Consider the following 24,168-nt stretch of genomic DNA (forward strand, 5'->3'; position numbering starts at 1 on the left):
TAATCGTCCACATCCCGGCGAGTCGCATTCCTTTTTCCGTTCTTCCACTGCAGTGCGAAGATGCCTTAAGCATAAGGCTCCGGAACACGCCGCCACGACGCCGCCATCGCGTCAACGGCGATGATAATATCAAAATCGTATATACGATGAATCCGGCACGACGGCCGGAGATGGAGGCGTTCCATGGCGACGGTGACGAAACGGATCACGGTGTTCTCCGACATGTCGGAACGCATCCACTACAACATCCCCGAGCTGCCGATCTACGCGCATTGCGACCCGATCTCCGCGTTCGCCGACTACCGATGCCCCTGCCACTGGCATCGGGACCTCGAATTCATCCGCGTGGTCAGCGGCACGCTCCACTATTTCGTCAACGGGCGGACGGTGGTCATGCACCCCGGGGACGGATTGGTGATCAATTCCAGCCGGCTCCACTACTCCTTCTCCCCCGAACACAAGGAGGCGTGGTTCTCCTGCGCGGTCATCGGACCGGAACTGTTCGAGAACCTGACCACGGCGACGAGCGCACGATGCTCGCGCGCGTTCGCCCAGCACATGGACGACTGTCTCCTGCTGTCGCCCGACGTGCCATGGCAGCGCGACGTGCTGATGGGCATCGAGGAGGTCGTGCGCCTCATGCCGGGCGGCGGCAGGCGCGACGCGCGGACGCGTGGCGCCCTCGCGGCCAGCACCGGTGCGACGGCGTCGTCTTCGGCGGGCATGCGACCCGCGTCGTCGTCGGACTCCTCAGAGGCGCCATCTCCCGGCGACCGCGACGTGCACGACGGCGACCCGTTGCCCGCCGTCGCGGCGGCGATCCGCATCTGCGACGCCGTTCTCGACCGGTTCTCCCCCGCCGAGAACGCCGACGACGCCGTGAACGACGACGCCGACCAACGTGACCGTCTGGCCGTACTCAACATGATCGGCGTCATCCAGCAGCGGTTCGCCACGCCGCTGGGGCTGAACGATATCGCCGCGGCGGGCGGGGTGAGCCGCAGCCAATGCTGCATCCTGTTCCGCAGGCATGTCGGACGCACTCCCGGAGAATGTCTCACCGACCGTCGTCTGGAGGAGGCGAAAAGCATGCTGTCCGGCACGGACGCCTCGGTGGCGGAGACGGCGCGCGCCTGCGGGTTCTCCTCGTCGAGCTACTTCATCAGTGTCTTCCGCAGAAGCTTCGGTATGACCCCCAACGCCTATCGCAACGCCCGCGCCTAGGACGACGAATCCCCATGGTGCGGTAAGGGGGATTCCCTGTTTCGGCGGAATTCCGCCGAAACGCCCTACCGCACCATGGGGATTTCACCGCACCATGGGAGATGATGGAGGAGATGCCGGGATTACAGGATGTCGGGGTCGTCCTTCTCGATGGTGCCGGTCCTCTTGCCGACGGCCTTGAGACCATGGTAGGCGACGAGGATCACGATCGTGCCGATCGCGATGCCGTTGAACGAGATGCCGTTCACGGTGAACGCGAACTGGCCGATCGCGATGATCATCGTGATGGCGGCGACCATGATGTTGAGCGGCTTGTCGAAGTTGACCTTGTTCTCCACCCAGATGCGGATGCCGATCATGCCGATCATGCCGTAGAGCAGCGTGGTGACGCCGCCGAGCACGCCGGCGGGGATCGTGTTGATGACGGCGCCGAACTTCGGGCACAGCGACAGGATCAGCGCGAAGGCGGCGGCGCACCAGTAGGCGGCGGTCGAATACACCTTGGTGGCGGCCATCACGCCGATGTTCTCGCCGTACGTGGTGGTGCCGGAGCCGCCGCCGAAACCGGCGAGCGTGGTGCCGAGACCGTCGGCGAGCAGGGCGGTGCCCATCTGGTCGTCGTAGTCGCGGCCGGTCATCTGCGCCACGGACTTGACATGGCCGACGTTCTCGGCGACGAGCACGAGCACGACCGGCAGGAACATCGGCAGGATCGTGAGGTCGGCCTGCGGCATGTGGAACTTCGGCAGGCCCACCCATGCGGCGTCGGCGATGGCGGAGAAGTCCACCTGGCCGCGGAAGCACGCGTACGCGTAGCCGACGATCACGCCGAGCAGGATGTTGAGACGGCCAAGCAGGCCCTTGAACAGCACGGCGATGAGCAGCACGGCGAGCAACGTCACGATGGCCGTGTCGGGCGCCTTCTGGAAGTTGGCCCACACGCTGGGCGCGAGGTTGAAGCCGATGATCGCGACGATGGCGCCGTTGACGACCGGCGGCATGATGATGTCGATCCACTTGGCGCCAGCGTAGTGCACGGCGATGCCGATCAGGGCGAGCAGGATACCGGTCGTCATGATGCCGAAGCTGGCGACGGCGATGCCCTTGTGCGCGGTGGTGACGGCGGTGATCGGCGCGATGAAGCCGAAGCTGGAACCCAGGTAGCTGGGCAGCACGTTCCTGTTGATGAGCAGGAACAATGCGGTCGACATGGCGGTGAAGAACAGCGTGGTGGACGGGTCGAATCCGGTGAGGATCGGCACGAGGAACGTGGCGCCGAACATGGCGATCACATGCTGCGCGCCGATGCCCGCGGTGCGCGTCCAGGTCAAGCGCTCATCGGGTTCGACGACCTCGCCGGGCGCGAGCGTCTTGCCGTCGCCGTGCAGTTTCCACTGGAAGATGTTGCCTTTGGGCTCGCTCATAAGTGGCTCTCCTTAGCTTCTCTCTTGCGGGGCATACCCCGTCCCCGCGATTCGAAGCCATTGTAGCCGCCCTATGCGTCGGCGCGTCGGCACCTCGGTACGCCACCGGCGTCACTTGCCGTAGTAGTCGAGCAGATGCGGGTCGACGGCGTGCACCACGTCCACCAGGTCGCCGTTCGAGAGGTACGGGCGCTTGAACTCGCGCCACGGGTCCACCTTCACCTCCCATTTGCCGGTCTCCTCGTTGAGGACGGGCCGGGCGGTCTGCTCCCAGTGCATGCGCTTGGAGGTGCGTCCGGTCTCCGGATCGCGGCGCGTGTAGTGCAGGCACGTGCAGTTGGTGATCGCCCAGTCAGGCGAGGCGGCGCGGTGCAGGAACTCCTCGTCCGAGAGGTCCTCCAGCGTGAGCATGAGCGCGAGCATGAAGTCGCCGTGCGTGACCATGACCACGCTGCCCAGGTCGGATTTGCGCGACAGGGAGCTGAGCACGTTGTGCACGCGGTCCTCGGCCACGTCGGCCACGGATTCGCCCGCCGGCGGACGCCAGTACAGCGGATCCGTGTTCTTGAACATCCAGTTGCGCGCGTAGTTGGTCTTGAACTCGTCCTTGGTGATCGTGTTGATCTCGCCCCAGGAGCGTTCGCGGATGACGCGGTTCTCCTCCCATTTCGCCTTGGGCAGGGCCATCGTGGCGGCGGTTTCGCGCGTGCGCACGTACGGGGAGACGAGATAACGGTCGAACAGCTGCTGCTGGCCGACGAGCCAGCGGCCGATGCAGTCGGCCTGCTTGCGCCCCGTGCCGGTCAGTCGCCAGGAGCGGTCGGGCACGGTCACGTTGTCCTGCGTGTACAGCGAATTGTCGCCCCGGTCCCCCGCCTGGACGATGATGTTCGCCTCGGATTCGCCGTGTCGGATCACATAGAGGTCAAGCGGCATGCTCATGGGCGTCTCCTTTCGTCGTGTCGTCGTCGAATGCGTTCCGGACCCACCGGAACATGCGGATTTCCAGCATAATCGAAAACGCCGCCGTGCGTATGACCGTCATACGCACGGCGGCGGAAGTTCACCGAGAATTCAGGCGATGGTGACGGGCGTACCGTCGGGCAGCTGCTCGTACAGCCATTTCGCGTCGGCGATGCTGAGCCGCACGCAACCGTGCGAGGCAGGTCGGCCGAGCTTCGCCCCCTCGTCCGGCAGATAATCGCCGAAATTCTCGCCAGTGGGTACCGTGTGGAACAGGTAGGGGCCGTAGAACCGCACCCAGTAGTCGGCGCCCATGCCTTCGGACGCGTTGAAGAAGTGCGGGCCGCGCGCGTCCACCGTGTAGGTGCCGTGCGGCGTGGAATCGTCCATGCCGGTGCTGGTGACCATCGTGTAGATGGTCTGCCCGTTGGACTTGACGTAGGCTCTCTGCGCGGCGAGGTCCACGTCCACGCTGATGCCGGTGTACTGGGCGAGATCGGGCTGGACGCCGCCGGTGGGGTTCGTCCAGCGGGCGCGCTGCTCCTCGGATTCGCGCTGTTTGGCGAGCGTCTCGTTGACCTTCGGTACCGTCCTGCGTCGCAGGGACTTCTCGGCGATGTCCTCCACCTGCACGGACGCACCCGCGCCGGACGAAGCGGCGATCACGGCGTCGCGCTCGGCGGCGCGGGCCTGCCATAGGGCAATGGTGCCGCACAATGCGATGGCCAGCATGGCGCACAGCAGCATCTCCCCGAGGAGCAGCCAGTCGGTGCGCCTGCGATGCAGACCGACGTATGGCGAACGACGTCCGGTCATATGCACCCCCTAATCCAAGATGAACGAAGCCTTGGCCTCCCCTTGATGGTATCCGACAGTTCCGACGCGGTAACGGGTTTCAGAACACGAGGAACGAGACCGCGGTGAGCGTGAACAGGCTGGCGACGGTGGTGACGAGCACCATGCCGATCGCGTATTCGGGTTGGTTGTGTTCTCGTTCGGCGAACATGACCATGGTGCTCATGGTCGGCAGGCCCGAGACGAGGGTCATCATATGCACCATGTCCGGGTTGACGGCGCCGAGGCCGAGCATCGGCGGCACGGTGGTGAGCAGCGCATAGAAGCCGACGGGGACGAGCAGCATCTTGACGACGATGCCCACGTACAGTTCGTATTTCCCGAGGATGCCCGTCCAGTCGCGGATGGCGAACAGACCGCCCAGATACACCATGGACAGGGGCGAGGCGGTGGAGCCGAGCGTCTTCAACGGGGTGAGCACGACGTCGGGGATGGTCACGCCGGCGAGGATCAGCGCGACGGCGAGCACCACGGCGATGAGCGCGGGGCTGACGAGCGGCGTGAGACGGTCGAGCCAGCCGTGTGCGGGGCGTTCGTCGGCGATGGACTGCCGGTCGTCGACCTTCTTGCACGTCCATACGCCGTACGTCCACAGGAGGAACTGGTCGACGATGGACATGAGCGCGAAGTAGAGCGCTCCCCTGCCGGGGAACAGGGCGAGGATGAGCGGCAGGCCGATGAACCCGGCGTTGCCGAACGCGAAGCAGCCGCGGAACATGCGTCCGCGTTCGCGCTTCAATCGCAGCACGTAGGAGAGCAGGGTGAACAGGCCGATGAGCAGCGCGTACATGACGAGCGTCATCGCGATGATCGCGTCGGAGCCGATGAGGTCGGCACGCGTCGTGCCGGACACGGCGTTCGAGAAGACGAGCAGCGGGATGCCCGCCTTGAGGATGAACGCGCAGATGCCGTCCAGCGCGGTCTCGCCGAGCACCTTGGATTTGACGCAGATATAGCCGACGACCATCATCACGGCCATGCCGATCATCTGGCCGAGCACGATGCCGAACTGCTGCACGGATTATCCCCTTCCCTACGGAAATCCTCAGAACACGAGCTGGACGAGCAGCATGTAGACGATGGTGCCGCCGGCGATGGAGAGCAGCATGCTGCGCCGCCACAGATGCAATGCGACGATCACGAGGCATGCGATGAGTTCGGGCACGCCGTGGCTGCCGGTCAGGATGGGCGTGTTGCGCAGCGAGTAGACGACGAGCAGGCCGGTCATCGCATAGGGCAGCACCTTGCCGAAGTATTCGATGAGGCGCGGCGGCTGCTTCGACTCGGGGAACACGAGGAACGGCAGGAACCGGGTGAGCATCGTGCCCGCCGCCACCACGGCGACGGTGATCACCCCCTGGATCACGGTCATCGTCATCGCGTCGTCTCCTTTTCTTCCTCATTGCCTTCGTCGTTTGCCGCCACGGCGGCATCCTCGGCATCGTCATCATGCAGGTCGTCAAGCCGCGGGCGCAGCAGGACGAACAGCACAATCATCGCGATCAGCGAGGGGATCATGAAGTCGTCCGGACCGAACGCGACGAGGCAGGCGAGGGACGCGAGCACGCCGACGACCGCGCTGACGCGGCCGCGGCGGCCTGTGCCGGCGCCGAGCCACTGGTCGAGGAAGACGACGAGGAACAGCGCGGTGAGCACGAATTCGAGGCCGTCCGTGTCGAACGGCAGATTCGAGCCGATCACGCCGCCGAGCGTCGCGCCCGCCACCCAGTACGCCTGGTTGAGCACGGTGACCCAGAGGTAGAACCAGCCGCGGTCCACCCCTTCGGGAACCTGTGTCGAAGAGTTGATGGCGAACGTCTCGTCACACATGCCGAAGATCAGGTATGGGCGTTTCCAGCCGAGTCCGCGGAACCGTCCGAGCATGGACAGGCCGTAGAACAGGTGGCGCGCGTTGACCATGAGCGCGAGCAGGAACGCGGCCACGGGGTTGAACGCGGAGAGCAGCAGGTTCACGGTGACGAATTCCATCGAACCGGCGAAGATGAACGCGCTCATGCACATCGGCCAGACGAACGAGAATCCCTTCGTGCCCATGAGCATGCCGTACGAGCATCCGAGGAACAGGAATCCGAGCGCAATCGGCACGGTGAGCGGGAACGCCGCCTTCAACGCCTTGAGGCGCATGCCGCGCCGCTCCTCCCGTGTCATGCCGCGTCTCTCCTCGTCTCTCTTTTCCGGATTGATTGCGGCGGACATGCTATCACGCATCGGACGCGGCGTGACGGCGGGCGTTCATTTTGGGACGGCGCGGCGGATCGCCTCGCGGACGGCGGCCGCGTCCAGCGTGCCGTCACCGAGCGCCCGGTGCAGGGTCAGCCCCTCGATGAGCGAATCGAGGATCGCGGCGGTCGGCTTGTCGAAGAACCGTTCCAGCTGTGCGCGGCTGGCGGCCATCCAGCGTTCGGTGATGTCACGGTAGGCGGGGTCTCGGGCGGCAATCGTGTACAGCTCCATATTGATGACGAGGTCGCGCTGCGTGCTCACCAGATCGGTCTCGATATGCCGGGCGACGGCCTCGCATGCCCCGGCTTCGTCCGTCGCCTCGTCCATACGCGAGGCGAACGAGGCGATGCAACGGTCCGCGTACCGGTCGAACGCCTGATGCAGCAGATCGGCCATGCCGTCGAAATGGTAGGTCATCGATCCGAGCGGCACGTTCGCGGCGGCGGCGATGACGCGGTGCGACGCACCCGCCACCCCTTTGGCCGCGATGACGTCGAGGCACGCCTCGATGATGCGGTCCTTGCGTTCCGGGTCGAAGCGGCGGGTCGACTCCCCCATGGCGCACCTCCTCGCTGTCGTGATGTCCGATCGTGATATCGATGTCGTCATCCAGCATACACGCCGTAATGTACGTTCGTACATACTGTTGCGTACACTCGTACACAACGCCGACGGCTTCCGTATTCCCGCCGACGGCGCACCTTGTCTCAACACGCGTGTGGGCCCCGCATCCTTGCCGCAGGATGCGGGGCCCACACACATTGCGCGCGCGAATACGCGAATCGGATCGTCGCCCGCGTCACTCGGGGCTCTTCAACGCGCCGACCATGTCGATGCGGTCGAGCGCATGGTTCGTGGCGCGGCTCACCAGCAGCGTGAACAGGAACGCCAACACGGCCGCCGCCGCATAGCAGTACCACAGCACGTTGGGCACGATGTTCATGCCGGGCAGATCGAGCCGGCTCACGAGGAAGCCGAGCAGCCCGCGGCCGCACGGCAGACCGATCGCGATGCCGATGGCGGCGAGCAGCAGCATCTCCTTGTTCACGTAGCCGTGCACCTCGCCGCGGCGGAAGCCGAGCACCTTGATGGTGGCGAGTTCTCGTTCGCGTTCGGAGATGTTCGTGGAGGCGAGCGTGTACAGCACGACGACGGCGAGGATCGCGGCCATGGCGACGATGAAGCCGATCATCGCGAAGAAGATGGCGAAGCTCTTCACGAAGTCGCGCTCCTGCTTCGCCGAACTCGTCACGGACAGGTAGTCGCTCTGCGAGGCGAGCCGGTCGGCGAACGCGATCTGCGCGTTATCGTCGCCCTTCACGTTGACGAGGTCGGCGTTGGGCGCATAATCGGCGTCGAACGCCTTCTCATAGGCGGATTGCATCATGAACACGACGTTGCCGGTGTAGTACTGCGCGATCACGAACACGGGCAGTCCGGCGGTGTTCGCCATAGCGTCGGTCACGTCGACCTCGGAACCTTCGACAAGCGAGAGCTTCTTCGCGGCGTTCGCGGTGACGATGATGCCGCCGCCGGTCAGGTCGTCGCCATCCGCGCTGTACAGTTCGATCGGCGTGCCGGACGGCGTCTGGATGTTGATATGCCCGTCGGTCGATTCGCCGTCCTGGATGACCATGAGCTGCGCGGTGAGCTTCGCGTCATGGTCGCCGGCGTCCGCGTCCGGGGAGGCCAGGGTGACGGAGCCGAGCTGCAACGGCAGCGCGGATTCCACATCCTCGTCCTTGTCGAGCGCCTGCTGTGCCTTGTCGTGATCGGCGGCGGAAGTCACGGCCATCACGTCGTAGACGGAGATCTCGCCATGCTGGCGCGGCATGAGCGTCAGCGCGGAGGAGCCCATGCCGAAGCCTGCGGTCATGAGCGCGGTGCATCCGAGCACGCCGATGATGACCATGAGCGCGCGCGACTTGTAGCGGAACAGGTTGCGGGCGGTCACCTTGTCCAGGAATCCCAGATGGTTCCAGATGAATCCGATGCGCTGCAGCATGATCGTCCTGCCGGCTTTCGGCGCCTTGGGGCGCATGAGCTCAGCGGGCTCCAGCCGCAACGACCCCGTGCAGGCGGCCATCGCCGCGCCGGTGATGACGACGACGAACAGGAGCACACCGCCGACGGCGAGCCGCCAATCGACGAGCAGCGGATAATGCGGCAGCAGATACAGGTTCGCCAGCATCTTCCGCGTGAACACGAACGGCAGTCCGATGAGTCCCAGCAGGTCGCCGAGCACGCCGCCCAGCAGGCAGGCCGCGGCCGAGTAGACGAGGAATTTGAGCATGATCTCGCGACGGCCGTAGCCGAGCGCCTTGTACGTGCCGATGAGCTGACGGTCCTCCTCCACCATGCGCGTGATGGCCGTCAGACTCACCAGCAGCGCGATGACGAGGAACAGCACGGGGAACAACGTGCCGAGGCGGGAGATCATCTCGCTTTGCGTCTTCACGTCCTCATAGCTGGTGACGGCGCTGCGGTCGTTGACGATCCATTTCACACCCGAAGGCGCAGCATGCCCGATGGCGGTCTTCGCGGCGTCGACCTTGTCCAGATAGTCGTCGTCATACGTGTTCAGCGCTTTCGCGCCGGTGACGGTGACGACGGCGGACGTGTACGGCATGGCGTCACTCACGACCGCGTCCCCGCTGACGAACATCGGGTGGACGGTCTTCGAGGCGGTCACGAGGGCGAGCGGTCCGGAGGGGTTCACGATGTCGTTCGGGTCGATGACGACGCCGACGATCCGGTACGCGCCGTCGTCGAACACGGCGGGCGTGCGGGTCGCGGCGGCCGTCGCCGTCGCTGAACCGTCGGCGGAGAACGTCACCGTGTCGCCGACCTGCTTGCCGGAGTCATCGAGGTACTGCCGGGTGACGGCGATCTCGTGGCCGGCCTTCGGCAGGCGCCCCTCGCTCAGGTACGGGTCGTCGATGCCGCGGTCGTCGAGAGTCGAGACGGTGGCCGCGGCGCGCTTGCCGTCGATCTTCGTCGTGACGCTTTGCGAACGGATGCCCGCCGCGTCGGCGACGCCGTCCGCCTTGCGCAGCGCGGCGATGTCGGCGTCGTCGAATCCGCGCGTGGAGACGACGGATATGTCGTGCATGCCGGTCGCGTCGAAGAAGTCGTCGAGGCCGGCGCGGATGTCCTTGCCGACGGTGTTGAGACCGCCGAGCATCATCACGCCGACCGCCACGATGATTGCGATGGCGGCGAACCGTCGTCCGTTGCCGGCGATCGTGCGCCACGCGTCCTTCCAGAGTGCGGTTCTACGCAACGGCCCACCTACCATTCGATGTCGGCGATGGGCGTCGGATGCTCGTTCACGGCGATCTCGGTGACCTTGCCGGAACGGAAGCGGATCAGACGGTCGCCCATCGGCGCGAGCGCGGAGTTGTGGGTGACGAGCGCGACGGTGATGCCGCGCTGGCGGCAGGAGTCCTGCAGCAGCTGGAGCACTTCCTTGCCGGTGTTGTAGTCGAGCGCGCCGGTCGGCTCGTCGCACAGCAGCAGCTTCGGGTTCTTGGCGAGGGCGCGCGCGATGGACACGCGCTGCTGCTCGCCGCCGGAAAGCTGCGCGGGGAAGTTGTTGAGACGCTCCCCCAACCCCACCTTCTCCAAGGTTTCGCGGGCGTCGAGCGCGTCGGGGCAGATCTGCGAGGCGAGCTCCACGTTCTCGAGGGCCGTGAGGTTGGGTACGAGGTTGTAGAACTGGAACACGAAGCCTACGTCGAAGCGGCGGTAGTCGGTCAGTTCGGCATCGGACGCCTTCGTGACGTCGCGATCCCCCAGCCTGACGCTGCCGGACGTGGCGCGGTCCATGCCGCCGAGGATGTTCAACGCCGTGGATTTGCCGGCGCCGGACGCGCCGAGAATCACGGCCAGTTCGCCCTGCTCGATGTCGAAGGTCGCATGGTCGAGGGCCAACACGGCGGATTCGCCGCTGCCGTACTGACGGACCACGTCATGAAATTCAAGGAAGCTCATCGTTTTTCACCTCTCTGGTCGGCACCGGTGCTGTCTTCCATTGTTCACCGGGCACCTGAGAGCGTAACCCATCACGGCGTAGGGTTAAATCCCCATATCCCGATACAGTGTGGGGTTAACGGAGACAGGAGCCGTGCCAGGCAAGCGCGGAATCGTCTCGGATCGGGTTTCCGGCATGAATCCGTGCCGGACAACCGCGTAACAGCACAGAATCAGCCTGTCCGGCAAATAATGGCGACAAGGAGGGGATATATGGCACGACCGAAGGCCACCGAACGATCGGCGCCGGAAAAGATGCAGGAGGCGTTCTGGACGCTGTTGGAGAAGAAGCCGTACGCGCAGATCACCATCAGCGACATCACGCGCGAAAGCGGGCTGAACCGCAGCGCGTTCTACTACCACTACGCCAACATCCCCGAACTCGCCGACGACGCGATCGCCGCGATCTACGAGGAGCCGGGCGTGACCGGATTCATCGCGCACATCATCCGGCAGGACGGCGATATCAGTATGCTGCGCGACTACGCGCTGGAGTTCGTCGGCTCGCCCGAACATCTCGCAAGCATCCGCCATCTGGCGCTCATCGCCGGACCGCACGGCTCCACGGGACTGGCCGCGCAGCTCAAGACATACGTCGGCGGCGTATGGCTGTCCGTGCTCGGGCTGGACGAGTCGCGGCTCAATCCCGGGCAGCGGGTCGTGCTGGAGTTCGCGACGAGCGGCATCCTCGGCGTGCTCGGCAAGGCGCGGACGCTGTTCACGCCGGAAAGCGTCGCATGGCTCGCGGACTCCGCCCTGCCGGACACCATCGCCCAGCTCATCAACTCGCTGAAGGACGATCATCGGAACTGACGGGATCGGCGACGCCAATGGAATGCGACGAATCCGACGCATGTCCCGCGCGACGGTACACTAAGGCTGTCACGCCGGCAGGGGCTACGGCGTCGCGCATCCACGTTTCCCGCGCGGCGACGACCGAAATCAGCCGGATCCGTTTTCCGACAGATTCGAGGTTCCCATGGATTCCGTCATGCCCGGACGCACGCCGTCGAAACGTTCCATCATCCCGATCATCGTGATGATGGTCGGCAGCTTCACCGCCATCCTCAACCAGACGCTGATGACCTCCGCCCTGCCGCATCTCATGCGCGAGTTCGGGGTGACGAGCAACACGGCGCAATGGCTGAGCACCGGATTTATGCTCACCAACGGCATCATGATCCCGGTCACCGCGTTCCTCATCCAGAAGTTCACGACGCGTCAGCTGTTCTTCTACGCGATCGGCATGTTCCTGTTCGGCACGCTCGTGTGCACGTTCGCTCCCGGGTTCTGGGTGCTGCTCGCCGGCCGCGTGCTGCAGGCGACCGGCGCGGGCATCCTCATGCCGCTCCTGCAGACCGTGCTGTTCATCACGTTCCCGCCGGAGAAGCGCGGCGCGGCGATGGGCTGGTTCGGCCTGGTCATCGCGTTCGCTCCGGCCCTGGGCCCCACCCTGTCCGGCCTCATCATCGACTTCCTGCCGTGGCGCTTCCTGTTCGTGCCGCTGATCGTCATCGCCGTCGTCGTGCTCGCCGCCGCGATTCCGACCGTGAGGAACGTGACCACGCGCACCGATCCGACCATCGACGTGTTCTCGATCGCCTTGTCGACGCTCGGATTCGGCGGCCTGCTGCTCGGGTTCAGCCTCGCCGGCCAAGAGGGCTGGACGTCGCCGCAGACGCTTGGCCCGCTCGCCGTGGGCACGGTCGCCCTGTGCGCGTTCATCCACCGCCAGCTGCATCTGGCGCGGCCCATGCTCGACTTCCGCGTGTTCGCCAAGCCGATGTTCGCCCTGTCGATGCTCGTCATCGTGCTCGTGTTCGTCACGTTCATCTCGACGATGAACATCCTGCCCATGTTCATCCAGGATTCGCTGGGGATGACCGCGTTGCAGTCCGGCCTGCTGCTCATGGGCGGCGGCGTGGCCGAAGGCGTGTTCAACCCGGTCGCCGGCAGGCTCTTCGACCGCGTGGGCATCCACCGCATCGCGCCGCCCGCGATCGCCGTGGTCGCCGTCGCCGCGTTCGCGCTCTCCCGCATGGATGCGGATACGCCCGCATGGTGGCCGGCCGTGTTCTTCACGCTGATGATGGCGGGCGTCGCGTTCTGCCTGATGCCGTTGACCACCACCGCGCTCAACCAGCTGACCGGCCCGATGCTGCCGCACGGCACGGCGATGAACAATACGCTGCGCCAGACATGCGCGGCGATCGGCATCGCCGTCAACTTCACCATCATGACCACGAACACGCGCCCCGCATCCGTCGCCGGCTCCGCGGCCGTGGGTCTCGCGCACGGCGTGGACGCGGTGTTCGTCACGGCGACCGTCGTGGCGTGCCTGGCGTTCGTGTTGTCGCTGTTCGTGCGCGACCGGCGCTGAACCGCAGCCGCCCGTGGCACCTCTACAATTGGTGGCATCACGGACGAATCCCGGAACGAATCCCCATACCGGAGGGCGGAACCATGGAACTGCGCGTGCTGAAATACTTCCTCGCGGTGGCCGAGGAGGGCAACATCACGTGGGCGGCGCAATTGCTGCGCATCTCCCAGCCGACGTTGTCGCGCCAGTTGAAACAGTTGGAGGAGGAGTTGGGCGTCACGCTGTTCGAACGCGGGCCGCATGCGATCACGCTCACCGAGGAGGGACGCCTGCTGCGCGACCGCGCGCAGACCATCGTCTCGTTGGCGGACAAGACCGAGGTCGATCTGAAGCGTTCCGCAGGTGAGCTGGCTGGTGACATCACGGCCGGGTGCGGCGAAGTGGGCGGCATGTCGTATCTGGCGCGGCGCATGGCCGAATTCCGTAAAGCCCACCCGGCGGTGCGGTTCCATGTGGTCAGCACGACGGCCGACGTGATCCAGGACCAGCTCGAACAGGGACTCATGGATTTCGGCCTCCTCGCCGACCCGGTGGACACCGAACGCTACGAATACCTGCATACGGGCATCAGCGACCATTGGGCGGCGATGGTACCCGACGGGCATCCATTGCAGACCCGCGAATCATTGACACCGTCCGATCTCGTCGGCGAACCGCTGCTGCTGCCGTCGCGCGAACCAGTGCGACGCGTGGTGATGCACTGGTTCGGCTCCCTTGCTTCGAAAACGGTCATCGCCGGCACGTGCAATCTGCCGGCGAACGGCGCGGCGATGGCGGCGAACGGGTTGGGCCTGTACCTGTGTCTCGACTACGGCGCCTCGTATCCGGGCGTGCGCGCTGTGCCGCTCACGCCCATGTTCGAAAGCAGCTCCGTGCTCGTGTGGAAGAAACAGGGCGTCTCCTCCCCCGCGGCCGGCGCGTTCGCCCGATTCCTGCGCACATGACGGCGCATGACGGAGATGTGCTGGCTCAGGCGAGGTTGCGGTACGTCTCCTCGTCGACCGGTTCAAGCCATTCGTTGCTCGCGCCCTCCTTCTTCGGCATGATGGCGACATGCGCGAACGCCTCGTTCGGGGAGGCGCCGTGCCAGTGCTTGGTCTCCGGCGGGATATAGGCCACGTCGCCGGGCTTGAGCTCGACCGGCTTCTGGCCTTCGATCTGGTAGTAGCCGCGGCCGCCCACGGCGAGCAGGACCTGGCACACGCCGTGGTGGATGTGTCAGTGGTTCGTGCAGCCCGCCTCGAACGTCACGTTCGCGACGTTCACCTGACCGTCGCCGGCGAGCGGCGCGAGGTAGCTCTGGCCTTCGAAGTACTGCGCGTATGCGTCGTTCGGCTCCCCCATCGGGAAGGCGCTCGGGTTCTCCATGATGTTTCGTCCTTTCGTGTCTTTCTTTCTTGCCGTTATCGATGTCCATTACACGCCCGCCATCGCATTCCCGCCAATAGCGTCACCTCATACACGGCCATGCCTCGGGCGTATGGTGGAGGCATGCGCATCATCGAACGATTCTGCCGGGGCAAGCACGCCGACCAGTCGTTGAACGAGGACAGTCTCGTCGTCACGGAGGATTTCGCCGCCGTGGTGGACGGGGTGACGGGCAAGAGTCTGCGGCATCTGTGGAAGCCGAGCGGCGGCGTGGTCGCGAAGGACCTGCTGGCGAGCGCTATCGCGGGTTTGCCCGGTGGTGCTTCGATGCGTGAGGCGCAGCGGATTCTTGATGGTTGTCTGCGTGATGAGTATGCGGGGTTCGCGGCCGTGCATGGTGATGTGTCCTCGTCCTCAGGCGACGTGTCTTCGCGCGTGTTCGAGGTGGAGCCGTGGGAGCGTCTTCAGGCGAATGCCGTGGTCTATAGCGTGTTTCGGCGTGAGGTGTGGTTGTTCGGTGATTGTCAGGTCATGGTGGATGGGGTGCGGACGCCGACGTTGAAGCGTGTGGATGAGTTGCTTGGGGAGTTGCGTTCGTTCGCCGCGCGGGCGTTGGCGTTGCGGGCGGATGCTGCCGGACGTGAGGATGCGCCGGTTTCGGCCGATCCGGCGCGTGACATGATCATGCCGTTTCTGCGGTTGCAGTCGGAGTTCGCTAATCGGCGTGGGGAGTATGGGTATTTCGTGTTCGATGGGTTTACGGATCCGGAGTATCCGATTCGTGTCGTGCCGGTGGAGCCGGGTGCCGAGGTGGTGCTTGCGTCGGATGGGTATCCGTTGCTGCGCTCCACGTTGGCGGGGTCGGAGGCGGAGTTGGGGCGTCTGCGTCGTGAGGATCCGGGGCTTGTGCGTGAGTTTCGGAGTACGAAGGGGTTCACGGCGGGGCTGGAATCGTTCGATGACCGCACGTATCTGCGGTTCATCGCGTGACGTGCATCCCGTATAGCCGGCGGGCATGGGGGTGTATCGAACGACACTATTGGCTGGTTCTTTCCGGCAGCGGTTCAATGGGACCGACTTGTGGAAAGGACCGTAATCATGAGTGTCGTCATGGCCGACCCCACAATCGACATCCTCGCCCGAGACAGAGGCGGCGAGCCCGTCGACCCCGCCGAACCGGGGTATGCCGTCATCGGTGCGATCATCACGGAGACGAAGCGTCTGTGCGTGGAACTCAATACGGGCGGCTATCACGAGCCGGGCGAGGTCCATGCGATGTTCGAGCGTATCGTGGGGCATCCGGTTGACCCGTCGTTCCGTCTTAATCCGCCGTTCTACACGGATTTCGGCCGGAACATCGAGGTCGGCAGGGACGTGTTCGTCAACTGGGGGTGCACGCTGATGGATCGCGGCAGCATTTCGATCGGGGACGGTTCGTTCCTGGGACCGAACGTGCAGCTCATCACCATCAACCACATGCGTGACCCGATGCGGCGGGCGACGACCGTCTCGAAGCCGATCCGTATCGGCGCGCACGTGTGGATCGGCGCGGGCGCGATCGTGCTGCAGGATGTGACGATCGGCGACGGCGCGATCGTCGGGGCCGGGGCGGTCGTCACGCATGACGTGCCGGCGGGTGCGATCGTCGCCGGGGTGCCTGCCAGGGTCATCGGACACGTGTGACGTTCCGGTGCCGTGACGTTGCGACGTTGCGGCGGAACATGCGATTAGGGATCATTCAGGAAAGGAAACAATCATGTCCACCAATACAGTCAGGTCCGCTAACGACGACTACGGCGACATCACGCCGGTCGATCTGCCGAAGCGCACGCTCGGCACGGGTTCCGCGGCGTTGGAGGTTTCGGCGATAGGCCTCGGCTGCATGGGGTTCACGATGAGCTGGCCGCCGTTCCTGCCGCACGACGAGTCGATCCGTGTGATTCGCACCGCCTATGAGATGGGCGAACGGCTCTTCGACACGGCCGAGGTGTATGGCCCGTTCACGAACGAGGAGCTGGTGGGCGAGGCGTTGGAGCCGTTCCGTGATGACGTGGTCATCGCCACCAAGTTCGGGTTCGCCCTGCACGGCGGATTCGGCGAAGGCGAGAGCGAGGCGCAATTGGATTCCTCGGGCCGCGTGCAGCAGACCGATTCGCGTCCCGAGACAATCCGCAAGGCCGTCGAAGGGTCGCTGAAGCGTCTGCGCACCGACCACATCGATCTCTACTACCAGCATCGCGTCGATACGAAGGTGCCGATCGAGGATGTGGCCGGCGTGATGGGCGAGCTCATGGCCGAAGGCAAGATCCTGCACTGGGGTCTGTCGGAGGCGGCGCCCGCGACCGTGCGTCGGGCGCATGCGGTGACGCCGGTGACAGCCGTGCAGAACGAGTATTCGATGTGGTGGAGGAAACCCGAGGAGGAACTGATCCCCACGTTGGAGGAGCTGGGCATCGGACTGGTGCCGTTCAGTCCGCTCGGCAAGGCGATGCTGGCCGGACGGTTCACCGCGTCCACGCGCTTCGCCGCCGACGACTATCGCAGCCGCATCCCCCGCTTCTCCCCCGACCATATGGCGCACAACATCGCGATGAGCGACTACGTCGAATCCCTGGCGCGGGCCAAAGGCGTGGCGCCCGCGCAGATCGCGCTCGGCTGGCTGCTCGCGCGGAAGCCGTGGATCGCGCCGATCCCCGGCACCAAGCACGTGGACCGTCTACGTCAGAACCTGGGCGGCGCGGCCGTCACGTTCACGTCCGACGAACTCGCCGCCATCGACCGCACGCTCGACTCCATCACCATCGAGGGCGCCCGTTACCAGCCCACGCAGGAGGCCCTCACCAACCACTGACGGACAGAAAGCGGCCTGCGACCCGGTTGACCGGCACAGACACATATGCAAGTACTACTCATATAGTAGTAAATATGGTATATTTTAACGAATATTGCTAATATGTGAGTATGTTTGATTTGCTGGATGAGCCCATGCCGGGCGACGTGATGGCCGGCGTCGCCGATCGCATGGTCAAACGGCGCAAGGAGCACGGCATGACGCAGGCCGCATTGGCGGAGAAGTCCGGCGTAAGCTTGGGGTCGATCAGGCGGTTCGAGCAATCGCATGAGATCTCCTTCGGCTCGCTGGTGAACATCGCCTTCGCACTGCGTTGCGAACGGGATTTCGACGCGTTGTTCGCACAGCCGTACTATGCGACCATCGACGATGTCACCGCAGCCGCACGACGGAACGGAGGCCGCGCATGACCAACCCATTGCCGGATCTTGACCGGATTCGAGTCACATATGCCGGGGAATCGGTCGGTACGCTCACCATGTCCCCGAACCGTACCCTAGCATTCGCCTACGATCGGACGTGGCTGACGCACGGATTCTCCATCAGCCCGTTGAGCCTGCCACTGCGGGAAGGTGTGTTCGTCGCCAGACGGGACCCGTTGGACGGCATGTTCGGAGTCTTCGACGACAGCATGCCCGACGGCTGGGGCCGTCTGCTCACCGACCGGATGCTGCGCCAACACGGCATCGACCCGTATACGGTCGGCCTGCTGCCACGCCTGTCGATCGTGGGCGCGAGCGGTATGGGCGCGTTGGAATACGAGCCCGTGACGACGATTGACGACGAGCGCGCCAATCCACTCGATCTTGACGCGCTCGCACAGGAGTGCCTGCATCTGCTGAACACCGATTTCTCGGACGACCTCGACCGGCTGTTCGCCCTCGGAGGGTCTTCCGGCGGCGCCCGCCCGAAGATCCTCACCACGATCGACGACGAGGATTGGATCATCAAGTTCCCCTCATCCGTGGATCCACCCGACATCGGGGAGACCGAATACCGCATTTCGAATCTCGCTCGCGAATGTGGCATCACCATGCCGGAGACCCGATTGTTCCCGTCGAAACGCTGCTCCGGATATTTCGGAACCAAGCGGTTCGACCGTGTCCGGCCGGCCGACGGCAACACCCGCAAGGTGCACAAGGTATCGGCCGGCGGACTGTTGGAGACCTCGCATCGCATCGCCAATCTGGATTACGGACTGCTCATGCGGCTGACCATGCGCATGACCGACAGCGCCGAGGAATGCGAACGCATGTACCGGCTCATGTGCTTCAACGTGTTCATCGGCAACCGTGACGACCACGCGAAGAACTTCTCCTACCTGTACGACCGGGAGCACGCCGTCTGGCGGCTCTCCCCCGCCTACGATCTGACCGAGAACCCCGGCATCAACGGCGAGCACACCACGGCGGTCAACGGCAAGGGGCGGGGCATCACGCTCGCCGACCTGGCCGGCATCGGCGTCAAGGCCGGCATCCCGCGCACCCGCTGCCTGTCCATCGCCAAGGACATGCGGAAGCGCATCGCCGGTGCCGGATTCACCGTGCGCGACTGATCAGATTCACAGGCTCAGACCGTCGACCCACTTGGTGAGCTTGGCCTCGCTTTCGGAGGCGGCGACGCGGCGTCCCGGCACCCAGCGGGCGGCGGGCGCGGAATCATGCAGTTGCACACCGTCGGCGCCGCGCGTGCTGGAACCGGAGGTGGCGAACGTCACGATGGTCTTGCCGGACCAATCCTCGCTTTCAAGGAACGTGCGCACCATGCGCGGCGCGGTCTCCCACCACAGCGGGTAGCCGACGAACACCACGTCGTAGGGCTTCACGTCGACCGGTCCGGCGAGCGCCGGTCGCATGTCGCGGTGCGCGTGCTCCACGCTGGAACGGCTGGATGAGTCGCGCCAGTTGACGTCGGCGGCCGTGTACGGCTGTGCCGGCACGATCTCCTTCAGATCCGCCCCGATGGCGTGCGCGAGTCGTTCGGCCACTCCCCGCGTGGTGCCGGTGGCGGAGAAATAGGCGACGAGCATGCGTTTGTTCATGATGGTTCCCTTCCCTCTGAGGACTATGTCCACGCTCCACGAGCCTCGAATATGAAAGGTCCGTGGCTCTACTCCGTATTACACCGCGGCCACACCGCGATGGCCAATAGTGTCGTTCGGTATCCCGTCATGCGTCGCGGGCATGGGTTCGCGTTCCTGGCCGGCCTTTACGATGGCGTGCATGCGGTTGACGGTGAAACGGTTCGAGGAACTGAGCGCGGCGGAGTTGTATGAGATCTACCGGGTGCGCGTGGCGGTGTTCGTGGTGGAGCAGCGGTGCGCCTACCAGGAGGTGGATGAGGCGGACCGGCGCTGCTGGCATGTGTTCCTGCATGACGCCGATGGCATCGCCGCGTATTGCCGTGTGATCGACCCGGGCGTCACGTTCCCCGAGGCGTCGATCGGGCGCGTGCTGGCGACGCGGCGCAGGCAGGGGTTGGGTACGCGGATCGTGCGCGAAGGTCTCAGGGTGGCGCGGGAGCGCATGCACGCGGACGCGGTGCATATCGAGGCGCAGACGTATGCGCGCGGATTGTACGAGGCCCTCGGGTTCACGCAGGTGTCGGACGAGTTCCTCGAGGACGGCATCCCCCACATCGGCATGATGTGGCGGGCGTGACGGCCGGCCATGGCGACCATGGATCGGCCGCGCTTTTCGTCGGGTATCATGCGAGGTGTCGATGCATACCCCTACCGCATACTGCAAGGAGGCTCCGATGAGGACGTTGGTACTGGTGTTCCATCCCGATCTCGAAGGCGCGTCGCGCGCGAACAAGGCGTTGGCCGGGGCGGCGCGCGAACTGCCCGGCGACGCCGTGACCGTGCGCGACGTGTATGCGCTGTACCCGGACGGCGTGATCGACGTGGCCGCCGAGCAGCGGCTTGTCGAGACGCATGACCGCATCGTGCTGCAATTCCCGATGTACTGGTATTCGGCGCCCGCCCTGCTCAAGGAGTGGGAGGACAAGGTGCTCGCGTTCGGATGGGCGTATGGCCCGGGCGGCGAGGCGTTACAGGGTAAGGAGATCGCGGTCGCCACCACGGCGGGCGGCCCGGAATCCGAATACGTGGAGGAGGACGACGGCGCCACGATGCGCGAGGTGCTCTCCCCCTACCGGATGATGGCCCGCTACACGCACGCCGTATGGCGAGACCCGTTCGTCGTCTTCGACTCCATGGAACTGTCCGACGAGGCGTTGGCCGAGGCGGGCCGAAGGTACCAGGCGTTCCTCGCCGACTGACCACCCTGATATCCCCTCGCCCCGGCCACGATCCGCCGCCGTCCCCGTTCCCGCTGGTACGATGATGGGGGAACGGCACCGATAGAGGGAGGAGACGGGATGGCTGCGATCGCCGTGGTCGACGACGACGCCGAGGCGCGCGGACGGCTCGGTGCCTGCATCTCGCGGTTCGCCGGAGAACATGGCCTGGACGTCGCCGTCGCCGGCTTCGCGGACGTCTCCGGGCTGCTGCGTCATGACCATCCGACGTGGGATGCGGTCTTCCTCGGCATCGGCGGGGCCGAAGCGGACGGGGGCGATGCCGCGCACGCCATCCAGGAGGACGATCCGTCGACGGTCATCGTGCTCGTCTCGGATTCGACGCAGCTGACGGTTACGGGACATGCGGCCGACGTGTTGGATTTCGTAGCCGAACCGGTGGATTACCCCGACTTCGCGCTGGTGATGCGCAGGGTGATGCGGCGCATCGGCGGGCGGCGCGCCAAAACCGTGTGCCTGATGTCGGAGGGTGTGCTGAGGCTCGTGCCGATCGGACGCATCTCACTGGTGGAGGCGCGGGAGGACCGTCTTCTCACGTATCACACCGCCGACGGCGACGTCACGGTCAGGGGCACGCTCGCCCAGGCGGAGGAGCTGCTGGCGGAAGGCGGTTTCATCCGTTGCGGCCGCCGGCATCTGATCAACGTGGACGACGTCACCGGCGTCGACGGGAACGAGATCCATGTGGACGGGCATCGCATCGAGGTGAGCATGCCGAAGAGACGGGAGATTCTGAGGGCCGTGGCCGAGTCGATGGGTGGTGCGCTGTGAACGGATGGATGGAGTTCCCCGGACTCGTCACGGTCGAATTGTTGGCCGCGCAGGCGTTGTTCGCGTGGCGCCTGCCGCGCCGCGAGCATGCGCCGCGCCGCGCGTTGTGCGCCGTGGCGGCGATGCTGGCGTTCGGCCTGGCGGTGGCGGGATGTTCGGCGGCCGTGCCGGCCGTGTTCGCGCGTCTGATCGTCGGCGATTATCTGATGTTCGCGGCGTCCTGCGTGGCGCTCGGCGCCGTGGTGCGCTGCGGATGGCGTACGGTCGCGGGGACGGCCCTGTGCGGGTACGTGCTGCGGCAGGGCGTCGCGGCGTTGGCGGGCATGCTGCATCCGGTTCGGATGCTGCTCGCCGGACGGTGGTCCGCCCCGTGGCTCGCCTCATGGGGTGCCGGGGAGGCCATGCGCGTGCTGGTGTTCGTCGCGGCGTACGCCGCGGCCTGGCGATGGTTCGTCCGCCCGCTGGACATGTCGAGGATCGGCCCGTCGTCCGCCGCGTCGACGGCGTTCCTGGCCGCGGCCGTGCCGTTGGCCGCCGTCGGACTGGGCTCCTGCGCGTATGCCGTCAGCCCGGGTTCGGCCGCATGGTTCATGGGTTCCGCCGTCTCCGCGCTCGCTGGCATGATCGTCCTGGCTTTGTTCGGCGAGGTCGTGCGCGATCGGACGCCCGATGACGAGCCGGCGTTCGTACGGCGGATGGACGACATGCGCGCCGACCATTACACGCGGCTCAGGGATGTGCTCGAGACGGCGGACGTCCGCCGCGACGATCTCACACGACAGTTGGCCCGTCTGCGCGTCCCGGGCGCGACGGCATACGATGCGGTCATCGACGAGATCGCCGACGCCGTCGAAGATCGCGACCGCATCGCGGGCACCGGAATCCCGGCGCTGGACGTCGTGCTCGCACAGACGGGCCGCGAGGCGGCGCGCCAAGGCATCCGGTTCACGTATATGGCCGGCGCGGACGGCGTGGCGTGGATGGACGACCGGGACGTCTACTCGCTGTTCGGCAATGCGCTCGACAACGCGGTCGAGGCGGCAGGACGGCTGGACGACCCCGAACGCAAGGTGGTCCGGCTGACCGTCGTGCGCCGCGCCGACCTGGTCAACATCCACGTCTCCAACTACTGCCGGGACATCCGTTTCGACGAGGACGGCACGCCCGTGGCCTCCGGGAACGGCTCCGACGACTCCGACGGCGCTTCGGCGCACGGCTACGGGATCGCCAGCATGCGCATGACCGTCGAACGGCTGGGAGGCGACATGGTCATCGACGCCGACGACGGCGTCTTCGACCTGAACATCCTGCTTCCCGCGCCGCCGGCGGAACGGTCACGCGACGCGCGGCCGGACGACGCGGACTGACGACAGCCCGAGCACGTACCAGGCGACGGGCAGGGTGAGCAGTCCGCCGGCGACGAACACCCATACGATCGGGATCAGGTCGGCGAGCGGCGCGAACACGAGCATGCCGAGCGGCATGCCGAGCGTGGAGAGCATCGTGTCGAGGCCGAAGACACGGCCGGTCATCGACTCGTCGGATTCGGATTGCATGATCGTGCGCATCGGGCCGACGCAGACCGCGGAGGCGACGCCGTTCAGCACGTCGACGACCAGATAGGCGAGCAGGTTCGGCGCGAGGCCGAGACCGACGACGGTGACGCCGACCATGGCGATGCCGAATGCGATCGCACGCATCCGGGCGAGCGCGCCGCCCAGCAGTCTGGGCCCGATCGCGGACATGAGCGCGCCGCCGAGCAGCAGGCCGACGCTCAGGCCCAGTTCGTTGGCGGCGAGCTTGTCGGAGGCGGTCGTGAGGTTCACGAACCCGAGGTTCAGATCCCGCCCATCGTATTCGCGGGTCATGAGCAGCAGCGTCAGGTTCATCGGCGCGACCGACATGAAGCAGGTGAGCGCATCGCCCAACACCGCGCCCTTCAGGTACGGGTGGCGCATCGTATAGGCGAGACCGGCCTTGAGGTCGGCGAACGTGCGGCGCAGCACGATGAGCGGCAGCGGGTCCGCCGTCTCCCCCGACCTCGCCACGGCGGTCGCGTCGCCGCCGGACTCCGCCGGACGGCGCTTCGCCGGCATGCGGATCAGGGCGACGAAGCCGACGCCGATGACCGCGGTCGTCACGTCGACCAGCAGGATCGACCACAGCGGCGCCACGTTGACGAGCACGGCGGCGATCGCCGGCGCCGCGATGCGGTTCGCCGAGTCGATGACGCCGAATATCGAGTTGACGCGCAGCAGCCCCTTCTCCGGGACGATGTCCGGGATGAACGACTGCACGGCGGGCTCCTGGATGCCGCCCCCGGCGGAACGGACGAGCAGCACCACGAAGATCAGCGACAGGCTCGCCCAGCCGGTCGCGAACGCGATGGACAGCACCACGGTGACGGCGGCGATGACGAGGTCGGGCAGGATGATCAGCGCCTTGCGATTGTAGCGGTCGGCCATCGGCCCGCCGAATATGGAGACGAGCGCCTGCGGCAGGACGCCGAACAGCGTGGCCAACAGCATGGCCGAACCGGTGCGCGCCTGCAGGACGATCCACCACCAGATGGCGAACTGGACGACGCTGGAGCCGAGCAACGAGAACGCCTGGCCGGTGAGCAGCAGCGCGGCGCGGCGTATCCACCCGCGTTCGGACCGGTCGGCTGTGTCTTCGGTTGTCGTTGCGATTGTTTCTTCTTCGATTGTTTCTTCCGAAAGATATTGAGACATACG

The 24,168-nt window shown here is 65.6% G+C and carries 24 protein-coding genes and 1 pseudogene; 13 read left to right on the forward strand and 12 right to left on the reverse strand.

The features are described 5' to 3' along the window. The first annotated feature begins 183 nt into the window (after window positions 1-183). The gene (locus AC1AYX_RS00955) at window positions 184-1,224 is read left to right on the forward strand and encodes an AraC family transcriptional regulator (RefSeq protein WP_476501738.1); all 1,041 of its coding nucleotides are present in this window, start codon (window positions 184-186) and stop codon (window positions 1,222-1,224) included. A 122-nt stretch (window positions 1,225-1,346) separates the two neighbouring features. Here AC1AYX_RS00955 and AC1AYX_RS00960 read toward each other — a convergent pair whose 3' ends face one another. The 9 genes from AC1AYX_RS00960 to AC1AYX_RS01000 form a co-directional block, all read right to left on the reverse strand. Then, window positions 1,347-2,648, reverse strand: a complete 1,302-nt coding sequence (locus AC1AYX_RS00960) for a uracil-xanthine permease family protein (RefSeq protein ID WP_476501739.1) — start codon at window positions 2,646-2,648, stop codon at window positions 1,347-1,349. A 111-nt stretch (window positions 2,649-2,759) separates the two neighbouring features. Further along, window positions 2,760-3,590 carry a histidine phosphatase family protein gene (locus AC1AYX_RS00965; RefSeq protein ID WP_034528342.1) on the reverse strand — a complete coding sequence of 277 codons (831 nt, stop codon included), beginning with the start codon at window positions 3,588-3,590 and terminating at the stop codon, window positions 2,760-2,762. Between the two features lie 132 nt (window positions 3,591-3,722). Next, window positions 3,723-4,427 (reverse strand): L,D-transpeptidase, encoded by a 705-nt coding sequence (locus AC1AYX_RS00970; protein WP_476501740.1) that lies wholly within the window; start codon window positions 4,425-4,427, stop codon window positions 3,723-3,725. A 79-nt stretch (window positions 4,428-4,506) separates the two neighbouring features. Continuing rightward, on the reverse strand, window positions 4,507-5,484 hold the full coding sequence (locus tag AC1AYX_RS00975; protein WP_476501741.1) for an AEC family transporter: 978 nt from the start codon (window positions 5,482-5,484) through the stop codon (window positions 4,507-4,509). A gap of 27 nt (window positions 5,485-5,511) precedes the next feature. After that, entirely contained in the window at window positions 5,512-5,844 is a 333-nt protein-coding gene (locus AC1AYX_RS00980) for a branched-chain amino acid transporter permease (protein WP_476501742.1), read from the reverse strand. Then, window positions 5,841-6,635 carry an AzlC family ABC transporter permease gene (locus AC1AYX_RS00985; RefSeq protein ID WP_476501743.1) on the reverse strand — a complete coding sequence of 265 codons (795 nt, stop codon included), beginning with the start codon at window positions 6,633-6,635 and terminating at the stop codon, window positions 5,841-5,843. The genes AC1AYX_RS00980 and AC1AYX_RS00985 overlap by 4 nt, the downstream gene beginning before the upstream one ends. An 84-nt stretch (window positions 6,636-6,719) precedes the next feature. After that, the gene (locus AC1AYX_RS00990; protein WP_476501744.1) at window positions 6,720-7,268 is read right to left on the reverse strand and encodes a TetR/AcrR family transcriptional regulator; all 549 of its coding nucleotides are present in this window, start codon (window positions 7,266-7,268) and stop codon (window positions 6,720-6,722) included. A 241-nt stretch (window positions 7,269-7,509) separates the two neighbouring features. Further along, window positions 7,510-9,993 (reverse strand): ABC transporter permease, encoded by a 2,484-nt coding sequence (locus tag AC1AYX_RS00995; protein WP_476501745.1) that lies wholly within the window; start codon window positions 9,991-9,993, stop codon window positions 7,510-7,512. An 8-nt stretch (window positions 9,994-10,001) separates the two neighbouring features. Continuing rightward, window positions 10,002-10,703, reverse strand: a complete 702-nt coding sequence (locus AC1AYX_RS01000) for an ABC transporter ATP-binding protein (RefSeq protein ID WP_476501746.1) — start codon at window positions 10,701-10,703, stop codon at window positions 10,002-10,004. A gap of 252 nt (window positions 10,704-10,955) precedes the next feature. On the opposite strand from AC1AYX_RS01000, the gene AC1AYX_RS01005 reads away from it, so the two are divergent. From AC1AYX_RS01005 to AC1AYX_RS01015, 3 genes are all read left to right on the forward strand, one after another. Beyond that, complete coding sequence (locus tag AC1AYX_RS01005; protein ID WP_476501747.1) at window positions 10,956-11,555, forward strand: TetR/AcrR family transcriptional regulator; 600 nt, start codon at window positions 10,956-10,958, stop codon at window positions 11,553-11,555. Between the two features lie 178 nt (window positions 11,556-11,733). After that, the gene (locus tag AC1AYX_RS01010) at window positions 11,734-13,122 is read left to right on the forward strand and encodes an MDR family MFS transporter (RefSeq protein ID WP_476501748.1); all 1,389 of its coding nucleotides are present in this window, start codon (window positions 11,734-11,736) and stop codon (window positions 13,120-13,122) included. 83 nt (window positions 13,123-13,205) lie between these two features. Next, window positions 13,206-14,066, forward strand: a complete 861-nt coding sequence (locus tag AC1AYX_RS01015) for a LysR family transcriptional regulator (protein WP_476501749.1) — start codon at window positions 13,206-13,208, stop codon at window positions 14,064-14,066. Window positions 14,067-14,091: 25 nt separating this feature from the next. Here the strand turns inward: AC1AYX_RS01015 and AC1AYX_RS01020 are convergent. Next, a pseudogene (locus AC1AYX_RS01020) lies at window positions 14,092-14,490 on the reverse strand (cupin domain-containing protein). 123 nt (window positions 14,491-14,613) lie between these two features. Here AC1AYX_RS01020 and AC1AYX_RS01025 point away from each other — a divergent pair. From AC1AYX_RS01025 to AC1AYX_RS01045, 5 genes are all read left to right on the forward strand, one after another. Next, window positions 14,614-15,480: a hypothetical protein gene (locus AC1AYX_RS01025; protein ID WP_476501750.1), complete on the forward strand. Its 867-nt coding sequence runs from the start codon at window positions 14,614-14,616 to the stop codon at window positions 15,478-15,480. Between the two features lie 108 nt (window positions 15,481-15,588). Continuing rightward, window positions 15,589-16,173, forward strand: a complete 585-nt coding sequence (locus AC1AYX_RS01030; RefSeq protein WP_476501751.1) for a sugar O-acetyltransferase — start codon at window positions 15,589-15,591, stop codon at window positions 16,171-16,173. A gap of 73 nt (window positions 16,174-16,246) precedes the next feature. Next, window positions 16,247-17,341: an aldo/keto reductase gene (locus AC1AYX_RS01035; RefSeq protein WP_476501752.1), complete on the forward strand. Its 1,095-nt coding sequence runs from the start codon at window positions 16,247-16,249 to the stop codon at window positions 17,339-17,341. Window positions 17,342-17,451: 110 nt separating this feature from the next. Next, the gene (locus AC1AYX_RS01040; RefSeq protein ID WP_476501753.1) at window positions 17,452-17,751 is read left to right on the forward strand and encodes a helix-turn-helix domain-containing protein; all 300 of its coding nucleotides are present in this window, start codon (window positions 17,452-17,454) and stop codon (window positions 17,749-17,751) included. Next, entirely contained in the window at window positions 17,748-18,896 is a 1,149-nt protein-coding gene (locus tag AC1AYX_RS01045; protein ID WP_476501754.1) for a type II toxin-antitoxin system HipA family toxin, read from the forward strand. The genes AC1AYX_RS01040 and AC1AYX_RS01045 overlap by 4 nt, the downstream gene beginning before the upstream one ends. Before the next feature lie 6 nt (window positions 18,897-18,902). Here the strand turns inward: AC1AYX_RS01045 and AC1AYX_RS01050 are convergent, their stop codons facing one another. Further along, a complete protein-coding gene (locus AC1AYX_RS01050) occupies window positions 18,903-19,382 on the reverse strand; it encodes a flavodoxin (protein ID WP_476501755.1) in 480 nt (159 codons plus the stop codon). Window positions 19,383-19,524: 142 nt separating this feature from the next. On the opposite strand from AC1AYX_RS01050, the gene AC1AYX_RS01055 reads away from it, so the two are divergent. The 4 genes from AC1AYX_RS01055 (at window position 19,525) to AC1AYX_RS01070 (ending at window position 22,800) form a co-directional block, all read left to right on the forward strand. Further along, window positions 19,525-20,001 carry a GNAT family N-acetyltransferase gene (locus AC1AYX_RS01055; protein WP_476501756.1) on the forward strand — a complete coding sequence of 159 codons (477 nt, stop codon included), beginning with the start codon at window positions 19,525-19,527 and terminating at the stop codon, window positions 19,999-20,001. Window positions 20,002-20,098: 97 nt separating this feature from the next. Next, complete coding sequence (locus AC1AYX_RS01060; RefSeq protein WP_476501757.1) at window positions 20,099-20,623, forward strand: NAD(P)H-dependent oxidoreductase; 525 nt, start codon at window positions 20,099-20,101, stop codon at window positions 20,621-20,623. 114 nt (window positions 20,624-20,737) lie between these two features. Next, window positions 20,738-21,433, forward strand: coding sequence for a LytR/AlgR family response regulator transcription factor (locus tag AC1AYX_RS01065; protein WP_476501758.1), 696 nt, complete (start codon window positions 20,738-20,740; stop codon window positions 21,431-21,433). After that, window positions 21,430-22,800, forward strand: coding sequence for an ATP-binding protein (locus AC1AYX_RS01070; RefSeq protein ID WP_476501759.1), 1,371 nt, complete (start codon window positions 21,430-21,432; stop codon window positions 22,798-22,800). The genes AC1AYX_RS01065 and AC1AYX_RS01070 overlap by 4 nt, the downstream gene beginning before the upstream one ends. Here the strand turns inward: AC1AYX_RS01070 and AC1AYX_RS01075 are convergent. Then, window positions 22,768-24,165, reverse strand: coding sequence for an MFS transporter (locus AC1AYX_RS01075; protein WP_476501760.1), 1,398 nt, complete (start codon window positions 24,163-24,165; stop codon window positions 22,768-22,770). The two genes, AC1AYX_RS01070 and AC1AYX_RS01075, sit on opposite strands and share 33 nt — an antisense overlap. Window positions 24,166-24,168 lie beyond the last annotated feature (3 nt).

It is taken from the genome of Bifidobacterium sp. LH_419, from assembly GCF_056356955.1.

What these genes read in the sequence shown, in the direction of transcription:
- AC1AYX_RS00965 (WP_034528342.1), bottom strand. Translation starts at nt 3,590, where the DNA reads ATGAGCATGCCGCTTGACCTCTATGTGATCCGACACGGCGAATCCGAG.
- AC1AYX_RS01060 (WP_476501757.1), top strand. Translation starts at nt 20,099, where the DNA reads ATGAGGACGTTGGTACTGGTGTTCCATCCCGATCTCGAAGGCGCGTCG.
- AC1AYX_RS01025 (WP_476501750.1), top strand. Translation starts at nt 14,614, where the DNA reads ATGCGCATCATCGAACGATTCTGCCGGGGCAAGCACGCCGACCAGTCG.
- AC1AYX_RS01075 (WP_476501760.1), bottom strand. Translation starts at nt 24,165, where the DNA reads ATGTCTCAATATCTTTCGGAAGAAACAATCGAAGAAGAAACAATCGCA.
- AC1AYX_RS00970 (WP_476501740.1), bottom strand. Translation starts at nt 4,427, where the DNA reads ATGACCGGACGTCGTTCGCCATACGTCGGTCTGCATCGCAGGCGCACC.
- AC1AYX_RS00980 (WP_476501742.1), bottom strand. Translation starts at nt 5,844, where the DNA reads ATGACGATGACCGTGATCCAGGGGGTGATCACCGTCGCCGTGGTGGCG.
- AC1AYX_RS01040 (WP_476501753.1), top strand. Translation starts at nt 17,452, where the DNA reads ATGTTTGATTTGCTGGATGAGCCCATGCCGGGCGACGTGATGGCCGGC.
- AC1AYX_RS01005 (WP_476501747.1), top strand. Translation starts at nt 10,956, where the DNA reads ATGGCACGACCGAAGGCCACCGAACGATCGGCGCCGGAAAAGATGCAG.
- AC1AYX_RS00990 (WP_476501744.1), bottom strand. Translation starts at nt 7,268, where the DNA reads ATGGGGGAGTCGACCCGCCGCTTCGACCCGGAACGCAAGGACCGCATC.
- AC1AYX_RS00985 (WP_476501743.1), bottom strand. Translation starts at nt 6,635, where the DNA reads ATGACACGGGAGGAGCGGCGCGGCATGCGCCTCAAGGCGTTGAAGGCG.
- AC1AYX_RS01010 (WP_476501748.1), top strand. Translation starts at nt 11,734, where the DNA reads ATGCCCGGACGCACGCCGTCGAAACGTTCCATCATCCCGATCATCGTG.
- AC1AYX_RS01015 (WP_476501749.1), top strand. Translation starts at nt 13,206, where the DNA reads ATGGAACTGCGCGTGCTGAAATACTTCCTCGCGGTGGCCGAGGAGGGC.
- AC1AYX_RS01030 (WP_476501751.1), top strand. Translation starts at nt 15,589, where the DNA reads ATGAGTGTCGTCATGGCCGACCCCACAATCGACATCCTCGCCCGAGAC.
- AC1AYX_RS00955 (WP_476501738.1), top strand. Translation starts at nt 184, where the DNA reads ATGGCGACGGTGACGAAACGGATCACGGTGTTCTCCGACATGTCGGAA.
- AC1AYX_RS01000 (WP_476501746.1), bottom strand. Translation starts at nt 10,703, where the DNA reads ATGAGCTTCCTTGAATTTCATGACGTGGTCCGTCAGTACGGCAGCGGC.
- AC1AYX_RS01035 (WP_476501752.1), top strand. Translation starts at nt 16,247, where the DNA reads ATGTCCACCAATACAGTCAGGTCCGCTAACGACGACTACGGCGACATC.
- AC1AYX_RS00960 (WP_476501739.1), bottom strand. Translation starts at nt 2,648, where the DNA reads ATGAGCGAGCCCAAAGGCAACATCTTCCAGTGGAAACTGCACGGCGAC.
- AC1AYX_RS01055 (WP_476501756.1), top strand. Translation starts at nt 19,525, where the DNA reads ATGGGTTCGCGTTCCTGGCCGGCCTTTACGATGGCGTGCATGCGGTTG.
- AC1AYX_RS01050 (WP_476501755.1), bottom strand. Translation starts at nt 19,382, where the DNA reads ATGAACAAACGCATGCTCGTCGCCTATTTCTCCGCCACCGGCACCACG.
- AC1AYX_RS01045 (WP_476501754.1), top strand. Translation starts at nt 17,748, where the DNA reads ATGACCAACCCATTGCCGGATCTTGACCGGATTCGAGTCACATATGCC.